Source organism: Streptomyces sp. NPDC085931, assembly GCF_044540565.1.
Taxonomy (GTDB): Bacteria; Actinomycetota; Actinomycetes; order Streptomycetales; family Streptomycetaceae; genus Streptomyces.
Window position 1 is genome coordinate 138,699 of sequence record NZ_JBITSK010000018.1, and the last position, 22,212, is coordinate 160,910.

16 protein-coding genes are annotated in these 22,212 nt (G+C 72.9%); 4 read left to right on the top strand and 12 right to left on the bottom strand.

Going from position 1 to position 22,212, the window contains the following annotated elements; all coding sequences use genetic code 11:
• Window positions 1-5 precede the first annotated feature (5 nt).
• The 9 genes from ACIGAN_RS31185 to hrcA all read right to left on the bottom strand — a co-directional run bounded on the left by ACIGAN_RS31185 (window position 6) and on the right by hrcA (window position 10,375).
• Window positions 6-998: an adenosine deaminase gene (locus ACIGAN_RS31185; RefSeq protein ID WP_399862571.1), complete on the bottom strand. Its 993-nt coding sequence runs from the start codon at window positions 996-998 to the stop codon at window positions 6-8.
• A gap of 20 nt (window positions 999-1,018) precedes the next feature.
• On the bottom strand, window positions 1,019-1,924 hold the full coding sequence (locus tag ACIGAN_RS31190) for a ribonuclease Z (protein WP_399862572.1): 906 nt from the start codon (window positions 1,922-1,924) through the stop codon (window positions 1,019-1,021).
• Window positions 1,925-1,928: 4 nt separating this feature from the next.
• Window positions 1,929-2,282: a histidine triad nucleotide-binding protein gene (locus tag ACIGAN_RS31195; RefSeq protein WP_365087958.1), complete on the bottom strand. Its 354-nt coding sequence runs from the start codon at window positions 2,280-2,282 to the stop codon at window positions 1,929-1,931.
• 75 nt (window positions 2,283-2,357) lie between these two features.
• On the bottom strand, window positions 2,358-5,507 hold the full coding sequence (locus ACIGAN_RS31200; RefSeq protein ID WP_399862617.1) for a S41 family peptidase: 3,150 nt from the start codon (window positions 5,505-5,507) through the stop codon (window positions 2,358-2,360).
• Between the two features lie 90 nt (window positions 5,508-5,597).
• Window positions 5,598-6,149: a hypothetical protein gene (locus ACIGAN_RS31205; RefSeq protein ID WP_365736823.1), complete on the bottom strand. Its 552-nt coding sequence runs from the start codon at window positions 6,147-6,149 to the stop codon at window positions 5,598-5,600.
• A gap of 147 nt (window positions 6,150-6,296) precedes the next feature.
• On the bottom strand, window positions 6,297-7,037 hold the full coding sequence (locus ACIGAN_RS31210; protein WP_365736825.1) for a 16S rRNA (uracil(1498)-N(3))-methyltransferase: 741 nt from the start codon (window positions 7,035-7,037) through the stop codon (window positions 6,297-6,299).
• Window positions 7,034-8,122 (bottom strand): nitronate monooxygenase, encoded by a 1,089-nt coding sequence (locus ACIGAN_RS31215; protein WP_365087955.1) that lies wholly within the window; start codon window positions 8,120-8,122, stop codon window positions 7,034-7,036. Before ACIGAN_RS31215 ends, ACIGAN_RS31210 begins: the two co-directional genes overlap by 4 nt.
• 100 nt (window positions 8,123-8,222) lie before the next feature.
• Window positions 8,223-9,359, bottom strand: coding sequence for a molecular chaperone DnaJ (gene dnaJ / locus ACIGAN_RS31220; protein WP_333930651.1), 1,137 nt, complete (start codon window positions 9,357-9,359; stop codon window positions 8,223-8,225).
• Window positions 9,359-10,375, bottom strand: coding sequence for a heat-inducible transcriptional repressor HrcA (gene hrcA / locus ACIGAN_RS31225; protein WP_365087954.1), 1,017 nt, complete (start codon window positions 10,373-10,375; stop codon window positions 9,359-9,361). Before hrcA ends, dnaJ begins: the two co-directional genes overlap by 1 nt.
• A 171-nt stretch (window positions 10,376-10,546) precedes the next feature.
• Here hrcA and ACIGAN_RS31230 point away from each other — a divergent pair, with 171 nt between their 5' ends.
• Both ACIGAN_RS31230 and ACIGAN_RS31235 read left to right on the top strand, forming a co-directional pair.
• Entirely contained in the window at window positions 10,547-11,278 is a 732-nt protein-coding gene (locus ACIGAN_RS31230; RefSeq protein ID WP_399862580.1) for an MBL fold metallo-hydrolase, read from the top strand.
• A gap of 31 nt (window positions 11,279-11,309) precedes the next feature.
• Window positions 11,310-12,119 (top strand): DUF3097 domain-containing protein, encoded by an 810-nt coding sequence (locus ACIGAN_RS31235; RefSeq protein ID WP_399862582.1) that lies wholly within the window; start codon window positions 11,310-11,312, stop codon window positions 12,117-12,119.
• A gap of 5 nt (window positions 12,120-12,124) precedes the next feature.
• Here ACIGAN_RS31235 and hemW read toward each other — a convergent pair whose 3' ends face one another.
• The gene (gene hemW, locus ACIGAN_RS31240) at window positions 12,125-13,357 is read right to left on the bottom strand and encodes a radical SAM family heme chaperone HemW (RefSeq protein ID WP_399862584.1); all 1,233 of its coding nucleotides are present in this window, start codon (window positions 13,355-13,357) and stop codon (window positions 12,125-12,127) included.
• Between the two features lie 27 nt (window positions 13,358-13,384).
• Window positions 13,385-15,598 (bottom strand): SpoIIE family protein phosphatase, encoded by a 2,214-nt coding sequence (locus ACIGAN_RS31245; RefSeq protein ID WP_399862586.1) that lies wholly within the window; start codon window positions 15,596-15,598, stop codon window positions 13,385-13,387.
• Between the two features lie 102 nt (window positions 15,599-15,700).
• Between ACIGAN_RS31245 and ACIGAN_RS31250 the strand changes: the two genes are divergently transcribed.
• Together ACIGAN_RS31250 and ACIGAN_RS31255 are read left to right on the top strand one after the other, a co-directional pair.
• Window positions 15,701-19,810, top strand: coding sequence for a HAMP domain-containing protein (locus ACIGAN_RS31250; protein WP_399862588.1), 4,110 nt, complete (start codon window positions 15,701-15,703; stop codon window positions 19,808-19,810).
• A complete protein-coding gene (locus ACIGAN_RS31255; RefSeq protein WP_399862590.1) occupies window positions 19,807-20,277 on the top strand; it encodes a two-component system response regulator in 471 nt (156 codons plus the stop codon). The genes ACIGAN_RS31250 and ACIGAN_RS31255 overlap by 4 nt, the downstream gene beginning before the upstream one ends.
• A gap of 13 nt (window positions 20,278-20,290) precedes the next feature.
• On the opposite strand, the gene ACIGAN_RS31260 is transcribed toward ACIGAN_RS31255, so the two are convergent.
• On the bottom strand, window positions 20,291-22,165 hold the full coding sequence (locus tag ACIGAN_RS31260) for an AMP-dependent synthetase/ligase (protein WP_365087949.1): 1,875 nt from the start codon (window positions 22,163-22,165) through the stop codon (window positions 20,291-20,293).
• Between the last annotated feature and the right edge of the window lie 47 nt (window positions 22,166-22,212).

Genomic DNA, 22,212 nt, shown 5'->3' on the forward strand with positions numbered 1-22,212 from the left:
CCCGGCTAGGCGAAGGTGTACGCCTCGACCTCGGCGAGGTATCGGGTCCGCAGCTCCTCGTCGTCCTCCAGGAAGGAGGCGAGGAAGGAGTTGCGGGCCAGCTCGCGCAGCCGCTCCCGGTCCAGGCCGAGGGCCGCGCGCACGGCGTCGAAGTTGTCTCCGGCGTAGCCGCCGAAGTAGGCCGGGTCGTCGGAGTTGACCGTGCACATGAGGCCGGCGTCCAGCATCGCGGGCAGCGGGTGGTCGGCGAGGGTGTCGACGGTCCGCAGCCGGACGTTCGACAGGGGGCACAGCGTCAGCGGCACCCGCTCCCGCACCAGCCGCTCCACCAGCGCCGGGTCCTCCACACAGCGCAGCCCGTGGTCGACCCGCTCGACGCCGAGCACGTCCAGCGCCTCGGTGATGTACTCCGGCGGCCCCTCCTCGCCCGCGTGGGCGACCCGGCGCAGCCCCAGCGCGGCGGCGGCCTCGTAGACCTCGCGGAACTTCGCCGGCGGGTGCCCGACCTCCGCCGAGTCCAGGCCGACGCCGGTGATCCGGTCCAGGTACGGCCTGGCCGCCTCCAGGGTCGCCAGGGCCGACTCGGCGGACTCGTCGCGCAGGAAGCACAGGATCAGCCGGGTCGAGACGCCGTGGTCCGCCTCGCTGCGCCCCAGCGCCCGCCACAGCCCCTCGACGACCGTGCCGAGCTCCAGACCGCGGCCGGTGTGGGCCTGCGGGTCGAAGAAGATCTCCGCGTGCCGCACGCCCTGCGCGGCGGCCCGGGCCAGATAGGCGTCGGCCAGGTCCTCGAAGTCCCGCTCGGTGCGCAGGACGGCCATGAGCTCGTAGTACAGGTTCAGGAAGGACTGCAGGTCCTCGAAGCGGTAGGCCTCGCGCAGCTCGTCCGTGTCGGCGTAGGGCAGCGTGACGCCGTTGCGCGCGGCGAGTGCGAAGGCGAGCTCCGGTTCCAGGGTGCCTTCGATGTGAAGGTGCAGTTCGGCTTTGGGGATGGGCATCAATGCATCGTACGGGCGTTTCACCGACGCTTCGGAAGCGGCACCCGGAGGAGGTCGTGGGCGACGGTCAGCTCGCCCTCGTACCCGGCGGCCCGCGCCTGCCGCTCGAACTGGTCGGGATCGGTGTAGCGCTGGCTGAAGTGGGTCAGCACCAGGTGGCGCACCCCGCTCTCCCGGGCCGCGCGCGCCGCCTGACCTGCCGTCAGGTGGCCGTGCTCGACGGCGAGTCGCTCGTCCTCGTCGAGGAACGTCGACTCGATGACGAGCATGTCGCACCCCTCGGCCAGCGCGTACACGCCGTCGCACAGCCGGGTGTCCATGACGAAGGCGAACCGCTGCCCGCGCCGCACCTCGCTGACGTCCTCCAGCGAGACGCCGCCGAGGGAGCCCTCGCGCTGGATGCGGCCCACGTCCGGTCCCCTGACGCCGTGCGCGGCGAGCCGCTCGGGCAGCATCCGGCGGCCGTCGGGCTCGACCAGCCGGTAGCCGTAGGACTCCACCGGGTGCGAGAGCCTGCGCGCCTCCAGGGTGTAGCCGCCCGTGCGGGCGAGGGGCCCGTCGGCGTCGACCGGCGCCTCGGTGATGCCGACGGTCTCGCGGTAGGCCGTGGCGTACCGCAGCCGGTCGAAGAAGCGCTGCCCGGAGCGGGGGTAGTGGGCGGTGACCGGGTGTGTGACGCGGTCGAGGTTGACGCGCTGGATCACGCCGGCGAGGCCGAGGCTGTGGTCGCCGTGGAAGTGCGTGACGCAGATCCGGTTCAGGTCGTGCGCGGCGACCCCGGCGCGCAGCATCTGGCGCTGCGTGCCCTCGCCGGGGTCGAACAGGATGCCCTCGCCGTCCCAGCGCAGCAGGTAGCCGTTGTGATTGCGGTGCCGGGTCGGGACCTGGCTGGCCGTGCCGAGGACGACGAGTTCACGTACGGACAAGGCGTTATCCCGGGGGCCACTGGAGGCCGCGGCCGCCGATCACGTGCCCGTGCACGTGCCAGACGGTCTGGCCGGCGCCGCCGCCGGTGTTGAACACGAGGCGGTAGCTGTCGAGCTTCTCCTCGTCCGCGACGGCCTGGGCCTCGCGGAGCACGTCCGCGGTGAGGCCGGGGTCGGCGGCGGCGAGGGCACCGGCGTTCTCGTAGTGCGCCTTGGGGATGACCAGGACGTGGGTGGGAGCCTGGGGGTTGATGTCGCGGAACGCGAGCGTCGTCTCCGTCTGGCGGACGATCGTCGCCGGGATGGTGCCTGCGACGATCTTGCAGAACAGGCAGTCGTCCTGGGGTTCCCCGGCCATTCGGTTACCTCCGAAGTCTGGGCGGTGTGATCGCAGTCGGCATCGTATCGTCGTCGGGCGCGGGCGGTCCGGCCCCTACAGGGTCGGCACGGCCGGGGGCGTCTTCGCGGGACTGGCCTCCAGCGCCTCCAGGGCCAGCCGGATCGCCTCGTCCAGTTGCGGGTCCCTGCCCGCCGCGTGGTCCTGCGGGCTCTGCACGACCTCCACGTCGGGATCCACCCCGTGGTTCTCCACGCCCCAGCCGTACCCCTCCAGCCAGAACGCGTACTTGGGCTGGGTGACCAGGGTGCCGTCGACCAGGCGGTAACGGCTGTCGATGCCGATGACGCCGCCCCAGGTGCGGGTGCCGACCACCGGGCCGATGCCGAGGGCCTTGATGGCGGCGTTGACGATGTCGCCGTCGGAGCCGGAGAACTCGTTGGCGACGGCGACGACCGGGCCGCGGGGCGCGTCGCGCGGGTAGCTCTCGGCGCGCATGCCGCGGGGCAGGTCCCAGCCGACGACACGGCGGGCCAGTTTCTCCACGACGAGCTGGGAGGTGTGGCCGCCGCGGTTCTCGCGGACGTCGACGACCAGGCCCTCGCGGGCCACCTCGACGCGCAGGTCGCGGTGGATCTGGGCCCAGCCGGGCGCCTGCATGTCCGGGACGTGCAGATAGCCGAGCCGGCCGCCGGACTTCTCGTGGACGTAGGCGCGGCGGTCGGCGACCCAGGCGTGGTAGCGCAGCGGCTCCTCGTCGGCGACCGGGACGACCACCGCGTGCCGCGGCTCGCCGCCGCCGGCCGGGGAGATGGTCAGCTCCACCGGCTTGTTGGCCGTGCCGATCAGCAGCGGGCCAGGGCCGGTGACGGGGTCGACGGGCTGCCCGGCGACCGCCACGACGGCGTCCCCGGGGCGTACCGCGACGCCGGGTGCGGCCAGCGGGCTGCGGGCGTCCGGGTCGGAGGTCTCCGAGGGCAGGATGCGGTCGACGCGCCAGGTGCCGTCCTCGTGGCGGGAGAGGTCGGCGCCGAGCAGGCCCTGGCGGGGGCCGTTGCCGGAGCCGCCGCGCGGGGTGACGTAGGCGTGGGACGTGCCCAGTTCGCCCTGGACCTCCCAGAGCAGGTCGACGAGGTCGTCGTGGGTGGCGAGCCGCTCCACGAGCGGGCGGTAGCGGTCCAGGACGCCGGCCCAGTCGACGCCGCTCATGTCCGGCCGCCAGAAGTGGTCCCGCATGATGCGGCCGTTCTCGTCGAACATCTGCCGCCACTCGGCGGCGGGATCGATCATCTGCCGGACCCGGCCCAGGTCGACGGTGATGTTGCTGTCGCTGTCGTCGTCGCCCGAGGCGCGCCGGTCGCTGGGGACGACCTTCAGCCGTCCGTCGGTCCACAGCAGCACCCGCTTGCCGTCGCCGCTGACCTCGAAGTGGTCGGCGTCGGCGGCGAGATGCTCGACGCGCTGCTGGGCCAGGTCGTAGCGCTCCAGCTCGGTCTTCGGCTCGGGGTCGTCGGGCGTGGCCCGGGAGGCGCCGAGCACACCGGCCACCGGGTGGCGCAGCCAGAGCACGCCGTCCTTGGCGGCCCGCAGGTTGGAGTAGCGGGCGGCCTCCACCGGGAAGGGCACGATGCGGTCGGCGAGGCCCTCCAGGTCGATCCGGGTGGTGGGGGTGCCCTCGCTGTCGGGGGTCTCCTCCCGGTCGGGCGTCTCGAAGGACCGGCCGTGCCGCTGCGGCCCGAACGGGGACGGGGTGGTCGCCGCGAGCGTGATGAGGTGCGGCCGGGCGCCCTCGACGAAGGCCAGGTCGAAGACGTGCTCGTCGTAGACCGGGTCGAAGGAGCGGGTCGACAGGAACGCGAGGTGCTTGCCGTCCGCCGTGAACGCGGGCGCGTAGTCCTGGAAGCGCAGCGGGGTCGCCTCGGTGACCGACAGGTCGGTGGTGTTGGCGAGCTTGAGCTGGCTCAGGGGCCGCGGGCCGGGGTGGGACCAGGCGAGCCAGGACGAGTCGGGCGAGAAGACCAGCCCGGACACGTCGCCGTCCTCGCTGCGGTCGATCTCCCGCACCTCGCCGGTCTCGCGCTCCACGAGCAGCAGCCGCCCGTCGTGGGAGGCGACGGCGGCCCGGCTGCCGTCGGGGGCCATGGCGAGGTCCAGCACGCGGCCGAGCTGCCCGGCGGCGAGCCGGCGCGGAGTGGCGCCCGGGGCGAGGCCGGTGGCGGGCGCGAACTCCAGGGCGTCGTCGCCCTCGGCGTCCGTCACCCACACCACCCACTCCTCGCCGTCGGCGCGGAACGTCCGCGGCATCCGGGCCCGTACGCCGGGCGTGGCGGCCAGCGCCCGGGCCGGACCGGAGCGGTGGGTGACCCAGTGGACCGTGCCGCGCACGGAGACGGCGCTGCCCCGCGCGGTGTGGTCCGGGGACGCGGAGCCGAACCAGCGGGCGGCGTTGACCGGGAAGGGCTGGAGGTCGGCGCGCTGCCCGCCGAGGCGCACGTCGAGCGGGCGCGGCTCGGCCCCGTCGAGGTCGTCCAGGATCCACAGCTCACCGGCGCTGGAGTAGACGACACGGGTGCCGTCGGTCGTGGCGTGCCGGGCGTAGAACCCGTCGAGCGGGGTGTGCCGCCGCAGGTCGGAGCCGTCGGCCAGGGAGGAGTACAGCGCGCCGGTGCCCTCGTGGTCGGACAGGAAGGCGATCCGGTCCCCCACCCACAGCGGGTACTCGATGTTCCCGTCCAGCCCCTCATGGAGCCGTACGAACTCGCCGTCTCCCTCAGGGTCGATCCACAACTTCCCGGCGGTACCGCCCCGGTACCGCTTCCACCAGGCCGCCTCGCGCCCCATCGGCGCGGACAGCAGCACCGTGTGCGGCCCGTACGCGACGTCGCCGACCGGCCCGTACGGCAGGACGGCGGCCGGGCCGCCGTCCAGCGGGACGGCACGCGCCCAGGTGCGGCGCAGGCTGGCCTGCCCCTGCGAGCTGATCGCCAGCACCTCGCCGCCGGGTGTCCAGCCGCGCACCTGGGTCTTCGAACTGCCCCAGTACGTCAGGCGCTTGGCCGGACCGCCGTCGACCGGGGCGACGAGCACCTCCGGGGCGCCGTCGCGGGTGGAGGTCCAGGCGACGGTGGTGCCGTCGGGCGAGACGCGGGGGTGGGTCACCGGCGTGTTGTCGGCGCTGACCCGCCAGGCCCGGCCGCCGTCGAGTGGCGCGAGCCACACGTCGTCCTCGGCGGTGAAGGCGACCAGGTCGCCGTGCACGTGCGGGAACCGGAGATAAGCAGGCGATGTCACCTGATCACCCTATGCAGGTCGGGCGCCGCGCGGACAGGGTTCGGATCACTTGCCCTCGACAGGGCGGCAGTCCGGGTAGCGGTCGCACCAGATCGTCTGCGTGACCGTCACCGTGACGGTGGGGGCCGGGCCGCCGTTCGTGGGACCGCCCACCGGGGGCGGGCTGGTGGCGTCGCAGTCGCCGAGCCCGTCGACCTCGAACCAGACCTTGCCGTCCACCTTGGCGGTGATGTTCCCGCGCACGCAGGCGCCGTCGACCGCGTGGGTGACCTTGCCGTCGACGTCGATGTCCTTGCCGTCGTCGGTCTCGCCCTGGCAGTCGACGGTGGCGACGGTGTTCTCGCTCGCCGAGGGCGACTTCGCGTTCCCGCCGCCGTCGCCGTAGGAGGCGGTGCAGCTGAGCCATCGCACGCCCGCCTTCTGGCGGTCGAGTTCCCGGGTCACGGTCTCGTCGGTCGTGTACGCCACGGCCGCGGAACTGATGCCGCCGCCCGGCTCGCAGGCGACGGCGCCGCCCACGGCGACGACCGCGAACACCGCTGCCACGACCGGCCGCCGCCCGCGCGGCCCCCGCGAAAACCTCCTCGAAACCCCCATGAAGGGCAGCCTGCCATCGACGGGGGCGGCGCGGTAGGGCGCAAAGGCGTCAACCGCGCAGCGGCAGCCCCTCCCGGAGCCCCGTCAAGTGGCCCTGGGGGTCCTCGAGATGGGCGCTCCGTTCCCGGGTGCGCCGCCCTTGCGGGCTCAGGACCAGCGGCCGGTACGGGCCAGGAGGACGGCCGCGGCCGCCGTCCCGGCGGTCGAGGTGCGCAGCACACTACGTCCGAGGCGGTACGCCCCGGCGCCCGCCTCCTCGAACAGCGCCAGCTCCTCCGGCGCCACACCCCCCTCGGGCCCCACGACCAGGACGATCTCGCCGGCGGCCGGCAACGCGGCCGTGGCCAGCGGGACTTCGCCGCTCTCGTGGAGCACCGCGGCGAAGTCGGCGTCCCGCAGCAGCGCGGCGACCTGCCTGGTCGTGGCCGCGTCGGCGACCTCCGGGAAGCGCACCCGGCGCGACTGCTTGCCGGCCTCCCGGGCGGTGGCCCGCCACTTGGCGAGCGCCTTGGCCCCGCGGTCGCCCTTCCACTGCGTGATGCAGCGGGCCGCCGCCCACGGCACGACGGCGTCGACGCCGACCTCGGTCATGGTCTCGACGGCCAGCTCCCCCCGGTCGCCCTTGGGCAGCGCCTGCACGACGGTCACCCGCGGCTGCTCCGGCGGCTCCTCGCTCACCGAGTCCAGCTGGACGATCAGCCGGTCCTTGCCCTCGGTGCCGAGCACCACGCAGTCCGCCCAGCGCCCGGCCCCGTCGGTGAGGATCACGTCCTCCCCGGCCCGCAGCCGCTTCACGGAGACGGCGTGGCGCCCTTCCGGACCGTCGAGGACGTACCGGCCGCCGCCGCCCGCGTCGAAGTGCTCGACGACGAACACCGGCGCGGTCATCGCAGGCCTCCGCCCGGGACGGCCCCGCCCGACAACGCTGTCCTGGCGGCGGCGAGTTCACCGGCCAGGACCTCCGTGAGCCGCCCGGCGGGCAGGTCGCGCGCCAGCCGGTGGCCCTGCCCGGCCCACAGCGCCATGCCCTGCGCGTCCCCGGCCTTGGCGGCGGCCTTGCGCAGCGGCGAGGTGAGGTGGTGGATCTCGGGGTAGGCGGCGGGCGCGTAGGGGCCGTGCTCGCGCAGGAAGCGGTTGACGAGCCCGCGGGCCGGGCGGCCCGAGAAGGCCCGGGTCAGTTCCGTGCGCACGAAGAGGGGGTTGGTCAGCGCCTGCTTGTGCAGGGCGTGCGCGCCGGACTCGTGTGTGGCGAGGAAGGCCGTGCCCAGCTGGGCCGCGGCGGCGCCGGCCGCGAGAACCGCGGCGATCTGGCCGCCGCGCATGATGCCGCCGGCGGCGATGATCGGGATGCCGACGGCCTCCCGGACCTGCGCGACCAGGGTCAGCAGGCCGAGCCCGGAACCGTCCGTCTCGGGGACGTCCCGGTGGGTGCCCTGGTGGCCGCCGGCCTCGACGCCCTGCGCGATGACGGCGTCCGCGCCGGCCCGCTCGACGGCCCGGGCCTCGTCGGGGGTGGTGGCGGTGGCCAGGACGAACGTGCCGACGCGGTGCAGGGCGTCGATCACCTCGCGGTGCGGGACGCCGAAGTGGAACGACACCACCGGCACGGGGTTGTCGCGCAGCACCGCGAGCTTGGTCTCGTAGCCGTCGTCCCGGCCGCTCTCCGGATCGCCCAGCTCGGCCTCGTACCAGGTGGCCTCGCCGGCCAGCTGGTGGGCGTAGACGTCGACGGCGGCGGGGTCGGCGTACTCGGGCTGCGGCATGAAGAGGTTGACCCCGAAGGGGCGGCCGGTGAGGCTCCTCAGCTGTTTGATCTCCTGGTACATCCCGTCGGCGGTCTTGTACCCGGCGGCGAGGAACCCGAGCCCGCCCGCTTCGCACACGGCGGCGGCGAGCTTCGGCACGGAGACGCCGCCCGCCATGGGGGCCTGCACGATCGGGAGCGGGAAGAGATCGGTCAGTGCGGAGGACATGACCGCATGTTGTCACGTCCTCCGGACAACTCCGAAACCGGCCCGCCGCCTGGCACAGACCAGAGGAACTACCCGTTCCGCGCCCTCGGAGCCCGCCGCGTCAGCGGCCGTTGAAGGCGTCCTTCAGCCGCGAGAACAAGCCCTGCTGGCCCGGCTGGAACTGGCCCGTGGGGCGTTCCTCACCGCGCAGCTTGGACAGTTCGCGCAGCAGGCGCTCCTGCTCGGGGTCGAGCTTGGTCGGGGTCTGGACCTCGACGTGGACGATGAGGTCGCCGCGTCCGCCGCCGCGCAGGTGCGTGACGCCCCGGCCGTGCAGCGGGATCGACTGGCCGGACTGGGTGCCCGGGCGGATGTCGACCTCCTCCAGGCCGTCGAGCGTCTCCAGCGGCACCTTCGTGCCGAGGGCCGCCGCCGTCATCGGGAGCGTGACCGTGCAGTGCAGGTCGTCGCCGCGGCGCTGGAACTGCGCGTGCGGCAGCTCGTGGATCTCGACGTAGAGGTCACCGGCCGGACCGCCGCCGGGGCCGACCTCGCCCTCGCCGGCGAGCTGGATGCGCGTGCCGTTGTCGACGCCGGCCGGGATCTTCACCGTGAGCGTCCGGCGGGACCGCACCCGGCCGTCGCCCGCGCACTCGGGGCACGGCGTCGGGACGACCGTGCCGAAGCCCTGGCACTGCGGGCAGGGGCGGGACGTCATGACCTGGCCCAGGAAGGACCGGGTCACCTGCGAGACCTCACCGCGGCCGCGGCACATGTCACACGTCTGCGCGGACGTGCCCGGGGCGGCGCCCTCGCCGTTGCAGGTGTTGCAGACGACGGCCGTGTCGACCTGGATGTCCTTCGTCGTGCCGAAGGCCGCCTCGTCCAGCTCCACCTCGATACGGATCATGGCGTCCTGGCCGCGGCGGGTGCGCGAGCGCGGTCCGCGCTGCGACGCCGTGCCGAAGAAGGCGTCCATGATGTCCGAGAAGTTGCCGAAGCCGCCGGCTCCGAAGCCGCCCGCGCCGGCGCCGCCGGACTGCGAGAGCGGGTCGCCGCCGAGGTCGTAGACCTGCTTCTTCTGCGGGTCCGAGAGCACCTCGTAGGCGGCGTTGATCTCCTTGAACCGCTCCTGGGTCTTCGGATCGGGGTTGACGTCCGGGTGCAGCTCGCGGGCGAGCCGCCGGAAGGCCTTCTTGATCTCTTCCTGCGACGCGTCGCGGCGCACGCCGAGTACGGCGTAGTAGTCCGTGGCCACTACGACTCCGCCAGGATCTGTCCGACGTACCGTGCCACTGCGCGTACCGCTCCCATCGTTCCCGGGTAGTCCATGCGGGTCGGTCCGACCACGCCGAGCTTGGCGACTGCCTCGCCGCCCGAACCGTAGCCGACCGACACGACGGACGTGGAGTTGAGTCCTTCGTGGGCGTTCTCGTGACCGATACGGACGGTCACGCCCGGATCCTTCGCCTCGCCGAGCAGCTTGAGGAGCACGACCTGCTCCTCGAGCGCCTCCAGCACCGGCCGGATCGTGAGGGGGAAGTCATGACCGAAGCGGGTCAGATTGGCGGTGCCGCCGATCATCAGCCGCTCCTCGTTCTCCTCGACGAGCGTCTCCAGGAGTGTGGAGAGCACCGTGGAGACCGTACCCCGGTCCTCGTGCTCGAAAGCCTCCGGGAGATCTTCCACCAGACTCGGCACATCCGCGAAACGGCGGTTGGCCACCCGGCTGTTGAGGCGCGCGCGCAGATCCGCGAGCGAGGCCTCGCCGAAGGGCGACGGGCAGTCGACCACCCGCTGCTCCACCCGCCCGGTGTCCGTGATCAGCACCAGCATCACCCGCGCGGGCGCCAGGGAGAGCAACTCCACGTGCCGCACGGTGGAGCGGGTCAGCGACGGGTACTGCACGACGGCGACCTGGCGGGTGAGCTGCGCGAGCAGCCGTACCGTGCGCGCCACGACGTCGTCGAGGTCGACGGCGCCCTCCAGGAAGTTCTGGATCGCGCGCCGCTCGGGGGCGGTCATGGGCTTGACGCCGGCGAGCTTGTCCACGAACAGGCGGTAGCCCTTGTCGGTGGGGATGCGCCCCGCGCTGGTGTGCGGCTGGGCGATGTATCCCTCGTCCTCCAGGGCCGCCATGTCGTTGCGGACGGTCGCCGGGGAGACGCCGAGGTTGTGCCGCTCGGTGAGGGCCTTGGAGCCGACCGGCTCCTCGGTGCCGACGTAGTCCTGGACGATGGCGCGCAGCACCTGAAGCCTGCGTTCACTGAGCATCGCGCACACCTCCAGAAGTCGTCCGCCGGTTGCCCGCCGTTCACGGCCTGGCACTCTGCGCGTGCGAGTGCCAATGTTCCCCGGCCCAGTGTACGGCGGTGGGGTACGCCTCCGGCAAGGCTGGTCGTGCGGCGTCGTGCCCCGGGCGGGCCGCACCGCTAGCGTCGCCGTATGACGGTGACTTGGGAAGAGGCCGGGTGGGAGCGCCTGGCCGCCGGGGTGGGCCGGTGCCGGCTGCCGGTGTGGGACTGCACGGCGGGGCTGGTCGCCGGCGCCGGCGCCGTCCTGGTGATCGACGCCGGATCGAGCCCGGCCGAGGGCGCGCGGGTGCGCGCGCAGGCGCGGTCGCTCACCGGTCGCCGTGTGACACATCTCGCGCTGACCCATCCGCACTTCGACCATGTCTTCGGAGCGGCGGCGTTCACGGACGCGGAGGTGTTCGGCGCGGTCGGCGTGGACGCGGTGCTGACCCGGGCGCGGGACCGCGCGGAGCTGTGCGCGGACGCGGTGCGCAACGGCCTGGCGGAGACCGTCGCGCGCGAGTCGGCGGACCGGCTGGTCCCGCCCCGCCACCTGGTCTCCGGCGAGTGGACCCTCGACCTGGGCGGCGGGCGGCAGGTGCTGCTGGCGAACGTCGGCCCGGGCCACACCGGGCACGACCTGGCGGTGCTGGTGCCGGGCAATCCGGAGGTGGTGTTCTGCGGTGACCTCGTCGAGGAGTCGGGCGAGCCGCAGGCGGGCCCGGACGCGGTGCCGGCGCGGTGGCCGGCCGCGCTGGACCGGCTGCTCGCGCTGGGCGGCGAGGACGCGCTGTACGTGCCCGGTCACGGAGCGGTGGTGGACGCGGCGTTCGTCCGGGCCCAGCGGGACGCGCTGGCGGCGCGTTTCGGCGTGTCGTCGTGACCGTCCGGCGGCTTTCCCTATCGTCATGCGAATGCGCCAGTACTCGACCGATCTGACCCCGCCGTGGAAGAAGCCCAAGCCGGTCCCCGAGGTCCCGGCGGAACCGGGCCTGGTCGTCGAGGAGCCCGGCAGCGGCTTCTGCGGGGCGGTCGTCCGCTGCGAGGCCGGCACGGTGACGCTGGAGGACCGCTTCGGCAAGCACCGCGTGTTCGCGCTGGAGCCGCGCGGCTTCCTGCTGGAGGGCAGGGTGGTGACCCTGGTCCGCCCCGCGTCCGGCGCCCCGGCGCGCCCCGCCCGTACGGCGTCCGGTTCGGTGGCGGTGCCCGGCGCACGCGCGCGCGTGGCCCGCGCCGGCCGCATCTACGTGGAGGGCCGGCACGACGCCGAGCTGGTCGAGAAGGTGTGGGGCGACGACCTGCGCATCGAGGGCGTGGTGGTGGAGTACCTGGAGGGCGTGGACGACCTCCCGTCGATCGTCGAGTCCTTCGCGCCCGGCCCCGACGCCCGCCTCGGCGTCCTGGTCGACCACCTCGTCCCGGGCTCGAAGGAGTGGCGCATCGCCCGGTCGGTGACGAGCGAGCACGCGCTGGTGGTGGGCCACCCGTACATCGACATCTGGGAGGCGGTGAAACCGTCGTCCCTGGGCATCGCGTCCTGGCCCCGCGTCCCGAGGGGCCAGGACTGGAAGACAGGGGTGTGCCGGGCCCTGGGCTGGCCGGAGAACACGGGCGCGGCGTGGCAGCGGATCCTGTCGGGGGTCCACTCCTACAAGGACCTGGAGCCGGAGCTGCTGGGCCGGGTGGAGGAACTGATCGACTTCGTCACCGCCCCCGCGGACTGAACGCCTCAGTCCACGAGATCGCGCACCACGCCGTCGGCCAGCAACCGCCCCCGCAGGGTCAGCACGGCCCGCCCCCGCGCATACGGCTCCTCCTGGAGCAGCCCGTCGGACAAGGCCCGGCGCGACGCCGCGAGCCCCTCCTCCCGCAGCAGCGCCAACGGCACCCCGTCCCGCAGCCGCAGCTCCAGCAGGATCCGCTCGACCCGCCGGTCCTCCTCCGACAGCACCTCGCGCCCGGCCCCGGGCGAGCGGCCGGCCGCCAGCGCCGCCGCGTACGCGCCCGGGTGCTTCACGTTCCACCACCGCACCCCGCCCACGTGGCTGTGCGCCCCCGGCCCGGCCCCCCACCAGTCGGCGCCCCGCCAGTACAGCTCGTTGTGCAGGCAGCGCCCCGCCGCGGAGGTCGCCCAGTTCGACACCTCGTACCACTCGAACCCCGCGCCCGAGAGCACCTCGTCCGCGATCAGGTACCGGTCGGCGTGGACGTCGTCGTCGGTCATCGGCACCTCGCCCCGGCGGATCCGCCGCGCCAGCTGCGTCCCCTCCTCGACGATCAGCGCGTAGGCGCTGACATGGTCCGGCCCGGCACCCAGCACCGCGTCCAGCGAGGCCCGCCAGTCCTCGTCCGACTCCCCCGGCGTGCCGTAGATCAGGTCCAGGTTGACGTGGTCGAACCCGGCCGCCCGGGCCTCCGCCACGCACGCCTCCGGCCGCCCGGGCGTGTGGGTGCGGTCCAGCACCTTCAGCACGTGCTGCCGCGCGCTCTGCATCCCGAAGGAGATCCGGTTGAAGCCGCCCTCGCGCAGGGCCGCCAGATAGGCCGGGTCGACCGACTCCGGGTTCGCCTCCGTCGTGACCTCGGCGTCCGCCGCCAGCCCGAACTCGTCCCGCACGGCCTGGAGCATCCGTACGAGATCACCGGCGTCCAGCAGCGTGGGCGTGCCGCCGCCCACGAACACCGTGCGGACGGGACGCGGATCGTCCCCCAGGACCTTGCGGGCCAGGCGGATCTCGTCGACGAGCGTCTCGGCGTAGTTGTCCCGGGAGGCGAGCACCCCGCCGGTGCCGCGCAGCTCGGTGGCCGTGTAGGTGTTGAAGTCGCAGTAGCCGCAGCGGGTCGCGCAGTACGGGACGTGCAGGTAGAACCCGAGCGGGCGGGCGGCGGCCCCGGCGAGTGCGGACGCGGGCAGCGCGCCGTCCTCGGGGACGGGCTCGCCGTCGGGGAGAGCGGAAGGCATGCCTTCCATTGTCCAGCACCGGCGGGCTCACTCCGCCTGGAGCACCAGCAGCGCCAGATCGTCCGCCGGGGGCCGCGCCCCGAACTCGTGCACGAGCCGCTTGATCCGCTCGGCTATGAGCTCCGCGTCGAGCCCCGCGCATCCGGCCAGCGCCGCCGCGAGCCCGTCCCCGTCGTCGAACTGGCGGGAGCCGGAGCGGCGCTCGGTGACGCCGTCGGTGACGCACAGCAGCGTGTCGCCCGAGCGCAGCTCGAAGGTCTCACTGGTGTACGTGGCGTCCTCGACGACGCCCAGCAGGGTCTGCGGCTGCGCGCAGGGGTGGACCTCGCCGCCCGCCCCGAGCCGCAGCGGCAGCGGGTGCCCGGCGGAGGCGACGGTGCAGCGGACCCCGCCGTCGAACGGGACCAGCTCGCCGTAGAGCAGGGACAAGAAGCGCGTCTGCGGCCCGTCGCCGGGCGGGGTCGGCCGCGCGCCCGCCGCCACCAGGGCCCGGGCCGCCGCGTCCGCGGCCTCCGTGGCGTCGTCGAGCAGGAGCTGGTTGAGGCGGTCCAGGACGTCGGCGACCCGGTAGCCCTCGCGGGCCAGCAGCCGCAGCCAGGGCCGGGCCAGGCCGATGACGACGGCGGCCTCGGGGCCCTTGCCCTGGACGTCGCCGACGGCGAAGCACCAGCGGCCGTCGCCGGCCGGGAACAGGTCGTAGAAGTCGCCGCTGGGGCCGCCCTGGTCGCAGGGCTCGTAGACGAGGGCGCTGCGCATCCCGGGGATCTCCGCGACGGCTCCAGGCAGCAGGCCGCGCTGCAGGACGGCGCTGATGGTGGCCTGGCGGGCGTACTGCCGGGCGGCGCCGATGGCCAGCGCCACCCGGCGGCCGAGGTCCTCGACGAGGCCGGTGATCTCGTCGGGGAAGCGGTCGGTGCCGGACCGCCCGATCACCAGGGTGCCGAGCGGGCGTCCCCCGGCGGCCAGCCGGTACGCCAGGGCCGCGCCGGACTCCCCGGGGGCGTCGCCGAGCGCCTCGCCGGGCCACGGGCAGGCGACGGGCGCGGACGTCACGGGGTCGGACGGGGGCGGCGGTTCCTTCTCCAGGGTCCGGCGCAGTTCCTCGATGCGGTTCTCGCTGCCGTGCCAGACCCGGGCCAGCCGGGGGCCGCCGGGGCCACCGCCCCACCCGCCGCCGGTGGCCTCGTCCTCCAGCCAGACCGCGCACCAGTCGGCCAGCCGCGGCACGATCAGCTGCCCGGCGAGGGCGGCCACCAGGTCCTCGTCGAGCTGCCCGGCGAGCAGGTCGGAGGCCTCCGCGAGGAACGACAGGACGCCGCGGCCGAGCCAGGAGCCGTCGGGCCCGTCGCGCCCGTCGCGGTTCTCGTACCGGTCCCGCCAGTCCCGCAGATCGCTCCAGTCCCGCAGGGCGGACGGGGCGGGCGGGGCTGGCGGGGCATCCGGGGAGGCGTGCTGGTCGGGGAAGCTGTGCTGATCGGGGAAGGTGCGCGGAAGGTGTGCCTCCCGTACGGCTCCCTCGTCACCGGGAGGCGGCGCCGTGCTGAGGGGCGGCTCCGGCGCGAGGGGCGGCTCCGGCGCGAGGGGCGGCTCCGGCGCGAGGATCCCGGCCACCCGTAACCCCTGCGCCGGCGCGCGCTCCCCGGCGTACGCCTCGATCTGCTCCCCGGCCGCGCTCTCCACGGCGGGCAGCCGCGCCCACACGGTCTTCCGGCCCGTGCGATACGTGATCCCCCAGGCCTCGGAGAGCGCGCCGACGAGCCGCAGGCCGCGCCCGTACTCCGGGGTGTCGTGGGGCGTATCCGGCTCGCCGCCGCGCGGGGCCCGGGAGGGATGGTGGTCACAGACCTCGACGACGAGGGCGGCCGTCCGCGGGGCGTCGGCCTCCAGCCGGCACTCCATCTCGACGTCGGTGCCGGCGTGCACGACGGCGTTGGTGACGAGTTCGCTGACGACGAGCGCGGCGTCGTCGCGCAGGCGGTCGGTGACGTGCTCGGCGCCGGGCAGGCCGAGCCCGGTCCACTCCGCGAGCGCCTCGCGCACCAGGGCGCGGGCGGCTCCCGGCGCGACCGGGCTGCCGGGCAGGGTCGCGTACGCCCGCGCGCACGGGCGCGTGGCCGGTACGGGTTCCCCGACGAGGGACCCCTCCTGAACGGGCACGGACGTCTCCCCACCGTGTGCAGGCGCAGCTGAGGCACGGACGGCACGGAAAGCGGTCTCCCGTTGCGTCGGAATGGCCCCCATGGGCAGCTCCCCGGGCAGTTCGTACGAATACGCCACAGTCGATGCCGACAGAGTGACAGACTGGCCACGCCCATAAGCGCCGAGTTACCGAAGTGGGCCGCCATGAGTGAGAACCGTGCTACTCCTGTGGTCGAAGACCGGTACGAAGACGGTCAGATTCGCGCATCCGATCTACGTCCCCTGCTCGCGGCCATGACCGCCGCCCGCGACGGCGACTTCACCAAGGTGCCGGAAACCGGCCACGGAACGGTGGGCGAACTCACCGCGGTCTTCAACCAGATCATGGACCGCAGCGTCCACTTCACCACCGAGGTGCGGCGCGTCAGACGGGAGCTGGTGCGCCACGGCCGCCTCGACGAGCGGCTGTCGGCCAGCCCGGGGCAGGGCCTGTGGACGTCCCGCGTTGACGACGTGAACCAGTTGCTCGACGCCCTGGTCGCCCCGGCGGCGAACGCCACGCGCGTGCTGGACGCGGTGGCCGGCGGCGATCTGACCCAGCGGGTCGATCTGCACGACGGGACCCGGCAGTTGCGCGGCGACCTGCGCCGCATGGGCCGGGCCGTGAACAAGATGGTGGACCAGCTGTCCCTGTTCACCGGCGAGGTGACGCGGGTCGCCCGCGAGGTCGGCACCGAGGGGCGGCTCGGCGGCCGGGCCAAGGTGCAGGGCCTGTCGGGCAGTTGGCGGGACGTGACGGAGGCCGTCAACACGATGGCGTCGCGGCTGACGGCCCAGGTGCGGGACATCGCGGCCGTGACGACGGCGGTGGCGCGCGGCGACCTGACCCGCACGGTCACCGTCGAGGCCACCGGTGAGCTGCTCGAACTGAAGCTGACCGTGAACACGATGGTCGATCAGCTCTCCGCCTTCGCCGACGAGGTCACCCGCGTCGCCCGCGAGGTCGGCACGGAGGGCCGGCTGGGCGGCCGGGCCCAGGTCCGGGGCGTGTCCGGCGTGTGGAAGGACCTCACCGACAACGTCAACTTCATGGCGTCGAACCTGACCTCGCAGGTCCGCAACATCGCCCAGGTGACGACGGCCGTGGCCAACGGCGACCTATCCCAGAAGATCACGGTGGACGCGCAGGGCGAGATCCTGGAGCTGAAGTCGACGATCAACACGATGGTCGACCAGCTCTCCGCCTTCGCCGACGAAGTGACCCGCGTCGCCCGCGAGGTCGGCACGGAGGGCAACCTCGGCGGCCGGGCCCAGGTCCGGGGCGTCTCCGGCGTCTGGAAGGACCTCACCGACAACGTCAACTTCATGGCGGACAACCTCACCTCCCAGGTCCGCAACATCGCCCTCGTGTCCACCGCCGTCGCCCAGGGCGACCTCGGCAAGAAGATCACGGTGGAGGCGAAGGGCGAGATCCTGGAGCTGAAGTCGACGATCAACACGATGGTCGACCAGCTCTCCGCCTTCGCCGACGAGGTCACCCGCGTCGCCCGCGAGGTCGGCACGGAAGGCAACCTCGGCGGCCAGGCGCAGGTCCGGGGCGTCTCCGGCGTCTGGAAGGACCTCACCGACAACGTCAACTTCATGGCGCTGAACCTGACCTCGCAGGTCCGCAACATCGCCCAGGTCACCACCGCCGTCGCCAACGGCGACCTGTCGAAGAAGATCACGGTCGACGCCCGGGGCGAGATCCTCGAACTGAAGGACACCGTCAACACCATGGTGGAGCAGCTGCGCGCCTTCGCCGACGAGGTGACGCGGGTCGCCCGCGAGGTCGGCACGGACGGGCGGCTCGGCGGCCGGGCCCAGGTGCTGGGCGTGTCGGGCGTCTGGCGGGACCTGACGGACAACGTCAACTACATGGCGGACAACCTCACCTCCCAGGTGCGCAACATCGCCCAGGTCGCCACGGCCGTGGCCCAGGGCGACCTGTCGCGGAAGATCGACGTGGACGCGCGGGGCGAGATCCTGGAGCTGAAGACCACCATCAACACCATGGTCGACACGCTCTCCTCCTTCGCCTCGGAGGTCACGCGCGTGGCGCGCGAGGTCGGCTCCGAGGGGCAACTGGGCGGCCAGGCCCGGGTGGAGGGCGTCTACGGCACCTGGAAGCGCCTGACGACCAACGTCAACGAACTGGCCCTCAACCTCACCACCCAGGTCCGTGCAATCGCCGAGGTCGCCTCGGCCGTGGCGCAGGGCGACATGTCCCGCTCGATCACGGTGGAGGCGCGCGGTGAGGTCGCCGAGCTGAAGGACAACATCAACCTGATGGTGGCCAACCTGCGCGAGACGACCCGCGCGAAGGACTGGCTGGAGTCCAACCTGGCCCGCCTGGCCGCCCTGATGCAGGGCCACCGGGACCTGATGGAGGTCGCCGACCTCATACTCCGAGAGCTGACGCCGCTGGTGAACGCCCAGTACGGCGCGTTCTACCTGGCCGATCCCGAGGAGGACGGAGCGGCGGTCCCCACCAAGGGGCTGGCGTTCATCGCGGGCTACGGAGCCGCCCAGGACGCGACCGTCGAGACCGGCGGCCTGCCCGTGCACGGCCTGGTCGCCCAGGCGGCCCGGGAGAAGAAGCGGATCCTGGTGGAGGGCGCCCCGCCCGACTACATCAAGATCAACAGCGGTCTCGGCGAGGCTGCGCCGACCACCATCGTCATCATCCCGATCCTCTTCGAGGACAAGCTCCTCGGCGTCATCGAACTCGCCTCCTTCTCCCGCTTCTCCGATGTGCACCTGGCCTTCTTCGACCAGTTCGTCAACACCATCGGCGTCGCCATCAACACGATCATCGCCAACTCCCGCACGGAGTCCCTGCTCGGCGAGTCCCAGCGCCTGGCCATGCAGTTGCAGGAGCGCTCGGACGAACTGCAGAAGCAGCAGGGCGAGTTGCAGCGCTCCAACGCCGCACTGGAGGAGAAGGCCGCCCTGCTGGCCACGTCCTCGCAGTACAAGTCGGAGTTCCTGGCGAACATGTCGCACGAGCTGCGCACCCCGCTGAACTCCCTGCTGATCCTCGCCCGGCTGCTCTCCGACAACCCGGACGGGCACCTGTCGGACCAGGAGGTGCAGTTCGCGACGACGATCCACCGCTCGGGCTCGGACCTGCTCCAGCTGATCAACGACATCCTGGACCTGTCGAAGATCGAGGCCGGCCGGATGGACGTACGGCCCAAGCGGCTCCCCCTGATCAAGCTGCTCGACTATGTGCACGCCACGTTCCGCCCGCTCACCCTCGACCGGGGGCTGGCCTTCGAGCTGGCGGTCGGCGAGGACGTGCCGCGCGAGATGTACTCGGACGAGCAGCGCCTGCAGCAGATCCTGCGCAACCTGCTCTCCAACGCGATCAAGTTCACCGCGACGGGCAAGGTGGAGCTGCGGGTGCACCGCGTGCACGACGCCGAGCAGCGACGGGGGTCTTCGCGCCCGGGCGAGGCCGAGAGCGGCTCACTGCGCGACCCCGGCGACGTCATCGCCTTCGCCGTGTCCGACACGGGCATCGGCATAGCGCCGGAGAAACTCCCGGTGATCTTCGAGGCGTTCCAGCAGGCCGACGGCACCACGAACCGCAAGTACGGCGGCACCGGGCTCGGCCTGTCCATCAGCCGGGAGATCGCGGGCCTGCTCGGGGGCCGGATCGTCGCCGAGAGCGAACCCGGCAAGGGCTCCACCTTCACCCTGTACGTCCCGGTCGTCAGCCCCGGTCACACGGTGCCCGTGCCGGTCCCGGAGGAGCACGCGGCCCTGCCGCTGCCGCTCCACCCCTCCACTGGCCCGGACGGGCACGAGCAGGACGACGGCTGGCCCGCGCCGGCCAGGCTGGAGGCGTGGACGTCCGGCCGGCCGGGCCGGATCCTGCCCGGCCGGCGGGTGCTGATCGTGGACGACGACATCCGCAACGTCTTCGCCCTCACGCATGTCCTGGGCCGGGTCGGCATGACCGTGCTCTACGCGGAGAACGGCCGCGAGGGCATCGAGACGCTGGAGCGCAGCGCCGGTGTCGAACTGATCCTGATGGACATCATGATGCCGGAGATGGACGGCTACGAGACCATCTCCGCCATCCGCCGCACGCCCCGCTGGGCGGACCTGCCGATCGTGGCGCTGACCGCCAAGGCGATGCCCGGCGACCGGGAGAAGTCCATCGCCCGGGGCGCCGACGACTACGTGCCCAAGCCGGTGGACATCGACCGGCTGCTGACGGTCGTGTGCGCACTGCTGGACCCGGACGGCGCGAAAGAAGAGGCATGAGCAACGCGGGCATCCACGACGATCGCGCCGGAATCCTCCTGGTCGACGACATGGAGGACAACCTGACCGCCCTGCAGGCCGTCCTCGCCTCCCTCGACGAGCCGCTGGTGCGCGCCCGTTCCGGCGAGGAGGCCATGAAGGCCCTGCTGCGCCGGCCGATCGCCCTGATCCTGCTGGACGTCCGCATGCCCGGCATGGACGGCTTCGAGACGGCCGCCCACATCAAACGCCTGGCCCAGACCCGGGACGTGCCGATCATCTTCCTGACCGGCGCGGACGACGACTCCGGCTACGCCTTCCGCGGCTACGCCACCGGCGCCGCGGACTACGTGACCAAGCCCTTCGACCCGTGGGTCCTCAGGGCCAAGGTCAGCGTCTTCCTGGACCTCTACCGCAAGGGCAGAGAGGTGGAACGCCTCAGGGCGGAGGTCCGGGAACTGCGGCGCCGGGTGGGTGACGTCCCGTAGGGGCGCGGGGAGTTCACGCCTCGCGGGACCCCTCGTACATCTCCTCGATCAGGTGCTTGTACTCCCGCTCGACGACGGGCCGCTTCAGCTTCAGGCTCGGTGTGATCTCCCCGTGCTCGACGTCGAGATCCCGCGGCAGCAGCCGGAACTTCTTGATGGTCTGCCAGCGCTGCAGCCCCTCGTTGAGCTGCTTCACGTATCCGTCGACCATCTCGACGGTCTGCGGCGCCGCCACGATCTCCGCGTACGGCTTGCCCTCCAGCCCGTTCTCCTTGGCCCACTCGGTGATCGCGATCTCGTCGAGCGCGATGAGCGCCGTGCAGAAGTTCCGGTCGGCCCCGTGCACCAGGATGTTCGACACGTACGGGCACACCGCCTTGAACTGGCCCTCGACCTCCGCCGGCGCGATGTACTTGCCGCCCGAGGTCTTGATGAGGTCCTTCTTGCGGTCGGTGATCCGCAGGTAACCGTCGGCGGACAGCTCGCCGATGTCACCGGTGTGGAACCAGCCGTCCGGCTCCAGCACCTCGGCGGTCTTCTCGGGCAGCTTGTGGTAGCCCTCCATGATGCCCGGGCCGCGCAGCAGGATCTCCCCGTCGTCGGCGATCCGCACCTCGGTGCCGGGCAGCGGCTTGCCGACCGTACCGGTGCGGTAGGCCTCGCCCGGGTTCACGAAGGACGCCGCCGACGACTCGGTCAGTCCGTAGCCCTCCAGGATGTGGATGCCGGCGCCGGCGAAGAAGTAGCCGATCTCGGGCGCGAGGGCGGCCGAGCCGGAGACGCAGGCCCGCAGGTTGCCGCCGAAGGCCTCCCGGATCTTGGCGTACACCAGCGTGTCGGCGACCTTGTGCTTGGCGTTCAGCCCGAACGGCACGGACGCGGTGCCGGTACGGCGGAAGTTGTCCTGGGAGACCTTGGCGTACTCGCGGGCGACCTCGGCGGCCCACTGGAAGATCTTGTACTTGGCCCCGCCGCCCGCCCGGGCCTTCGCGGCGACGCCGTTGTAGACCTTCTCGAAGATGCGCGGCACGGCCGCCATGTACGTCGGCTGCACCACCGGCAGGTTCTCGATGATCTTGTCGACGCGGCCGTCGACGGCGGTGACGTGCCCGACCTCGATCTGGCCGGAGGTGAGCACCTTGCCGAAGACGTGCGCGAGCGGCAGCCACAGGTACTGCACGTCGTCGCCGCTGACCAGTCCCGTCGCGGCGATCGCCTTCGCCATGTACGACCAGTTGTCGTGCGGCAGGCGCACCCCCTTGGGGCGGCCGGTGGTGCCGGAGGTGTAGATGAGGGTGGCCAGCTGGTCCTTGGTGATCGCGCCGACCCGCTCCCTGATCAGGTCGGGGTCCTTCTCCAGCCGGGCGGCGCCGCGCTTCTCCAGCTCGTCCAGGGTCAGGATCCAGTCGGCGGTCTCGGCGCCGGCCGCGTCGATCACCACGACATGGGTCAGCTCGGGCAGCTCGGCGCGCTTCTCCTTGGCCTTGGCCAGCTGCTCGGCGTTCTCCGCGATGAGCACGCGGCTCTCGGAGTCCGACAGGATGTACGCGGACTCGTCGGCGTTGGTCTGCGGATACACCGTGGTCGTGGCGGCGCCGGCGCACATGATGCCGAGGTCGGCCAGGATCCACTCGACCCGGGTGCTGGAGGCGAGGGCGACCCGCTGCTCGGGTTGCACGCCCAGCTCGATCAGGCCGGCCGCGATGGCGTAGACCCGCTCGGCGGCCTGCGACCAGCTCAGCGACTTCCACTCGTCCGGTCCCTGCCCGGACGACGAGGGGACCGGATACCGGTAGGCCTCGGCGTCCGGCGTGGCCGTCACGCGCTCCAGGAAGAGGCCCGCCACGGACGGCGGACGGTTCTCGATCAAAGTCTGTGTGTCGCTCACGACATCCTCCGGGGCCCGCGACAGTGCGGCTGGCTCAGGTGCGGCTG

Bases quoted from the DNA above. Each gene is read 5' to 3' on its own strand.
- ACIGAN_RS31185 (WP_399862571.1), bottom strand. From the start codon at position 998: ATGCCCATCCCCAAAGCCGAACTGCACCTTCACATCGAAGGCACCCTG.
- ACIGAN_RS31195 (WP_365087958.1), bottom strand. From the start codon at position 2,282: ATGGCCGGGGAACCCCAGGACGACTGCCTGTTCTGCAAGATCGTCGCA.
- ACIGAN_RS31205 (WP_365736823.1), bottom strand. From the start codon at position 6,149: ATGGGGGTTTCGAGGAGGTTTTCGCGGGGGCCGCGCGGGCGGCGGCCG.
- ACIGAN_RS31210 (WP_365736825.1), bottom strand. From the start codon at position 7,037: ATGACCGCGCCGGTGTTCGTCGTCGAGCACTTCGACGCGGGCGGCGGC.
- ACIGAN_RS31215 (WP_365087955.1), bottom strand. From the start codon at position 8,122: ATGTCCTCCGCACTGACCGATCTCTTCCCGCTCCCGATCGTGCAGGCC.
- hrcA (WP_365087954.1), bottom strand. From the start codon at position 10,375: ATGCTCAGTGAACGCAGGCTTCAGGTGCTGCGCGCCATCGTCCAGGAC.
- ACIGAN_RS31230 (WP_399862580.1), top strand. From the start codon at position 10,547: ATGACGGTGACTTGGGAAGAGGCCGGGTGGGAGCGCCTGGCCGCCGGG.
- ACIGAN_RS31235 (WP_399862582.1), top strand. From the start codon at position 11,310: ATGCGCCAGTACTCGACCGATCTGACCCCGCCGTGGAAGAAGCCCAAG.
- hemW (WP_399862584.1), bottom strand. From the start codon at position 13,357: ATGCCTTCCGCTCTCCCCGACGGCGAGCCCGTCCCCGAGGACGGCGCG.
- ACIGAN_RS31245 (WP_399862586.1), bottom strand. From the start codon at position 15,598: ATGGGGGCCATTCCGACGCAACGGGAGACCGCTTTCCGTGCCGTCCGT.
- ACIGAN_RS31250 (WP_399862588.1), top strand. From the start codon at position 15,701: ATGAGTGAGAACCGTGCTACTCCTGTGGTCGAAGACCGGTACGAAGAC.
- ACIGAN_RS31255 (WP_399862590.1), top strand. From the start codon at position 19,807: ATGAGCAACGCGGGCATCCACGACGATCGCGCCGGAATCCTCCTGGTC.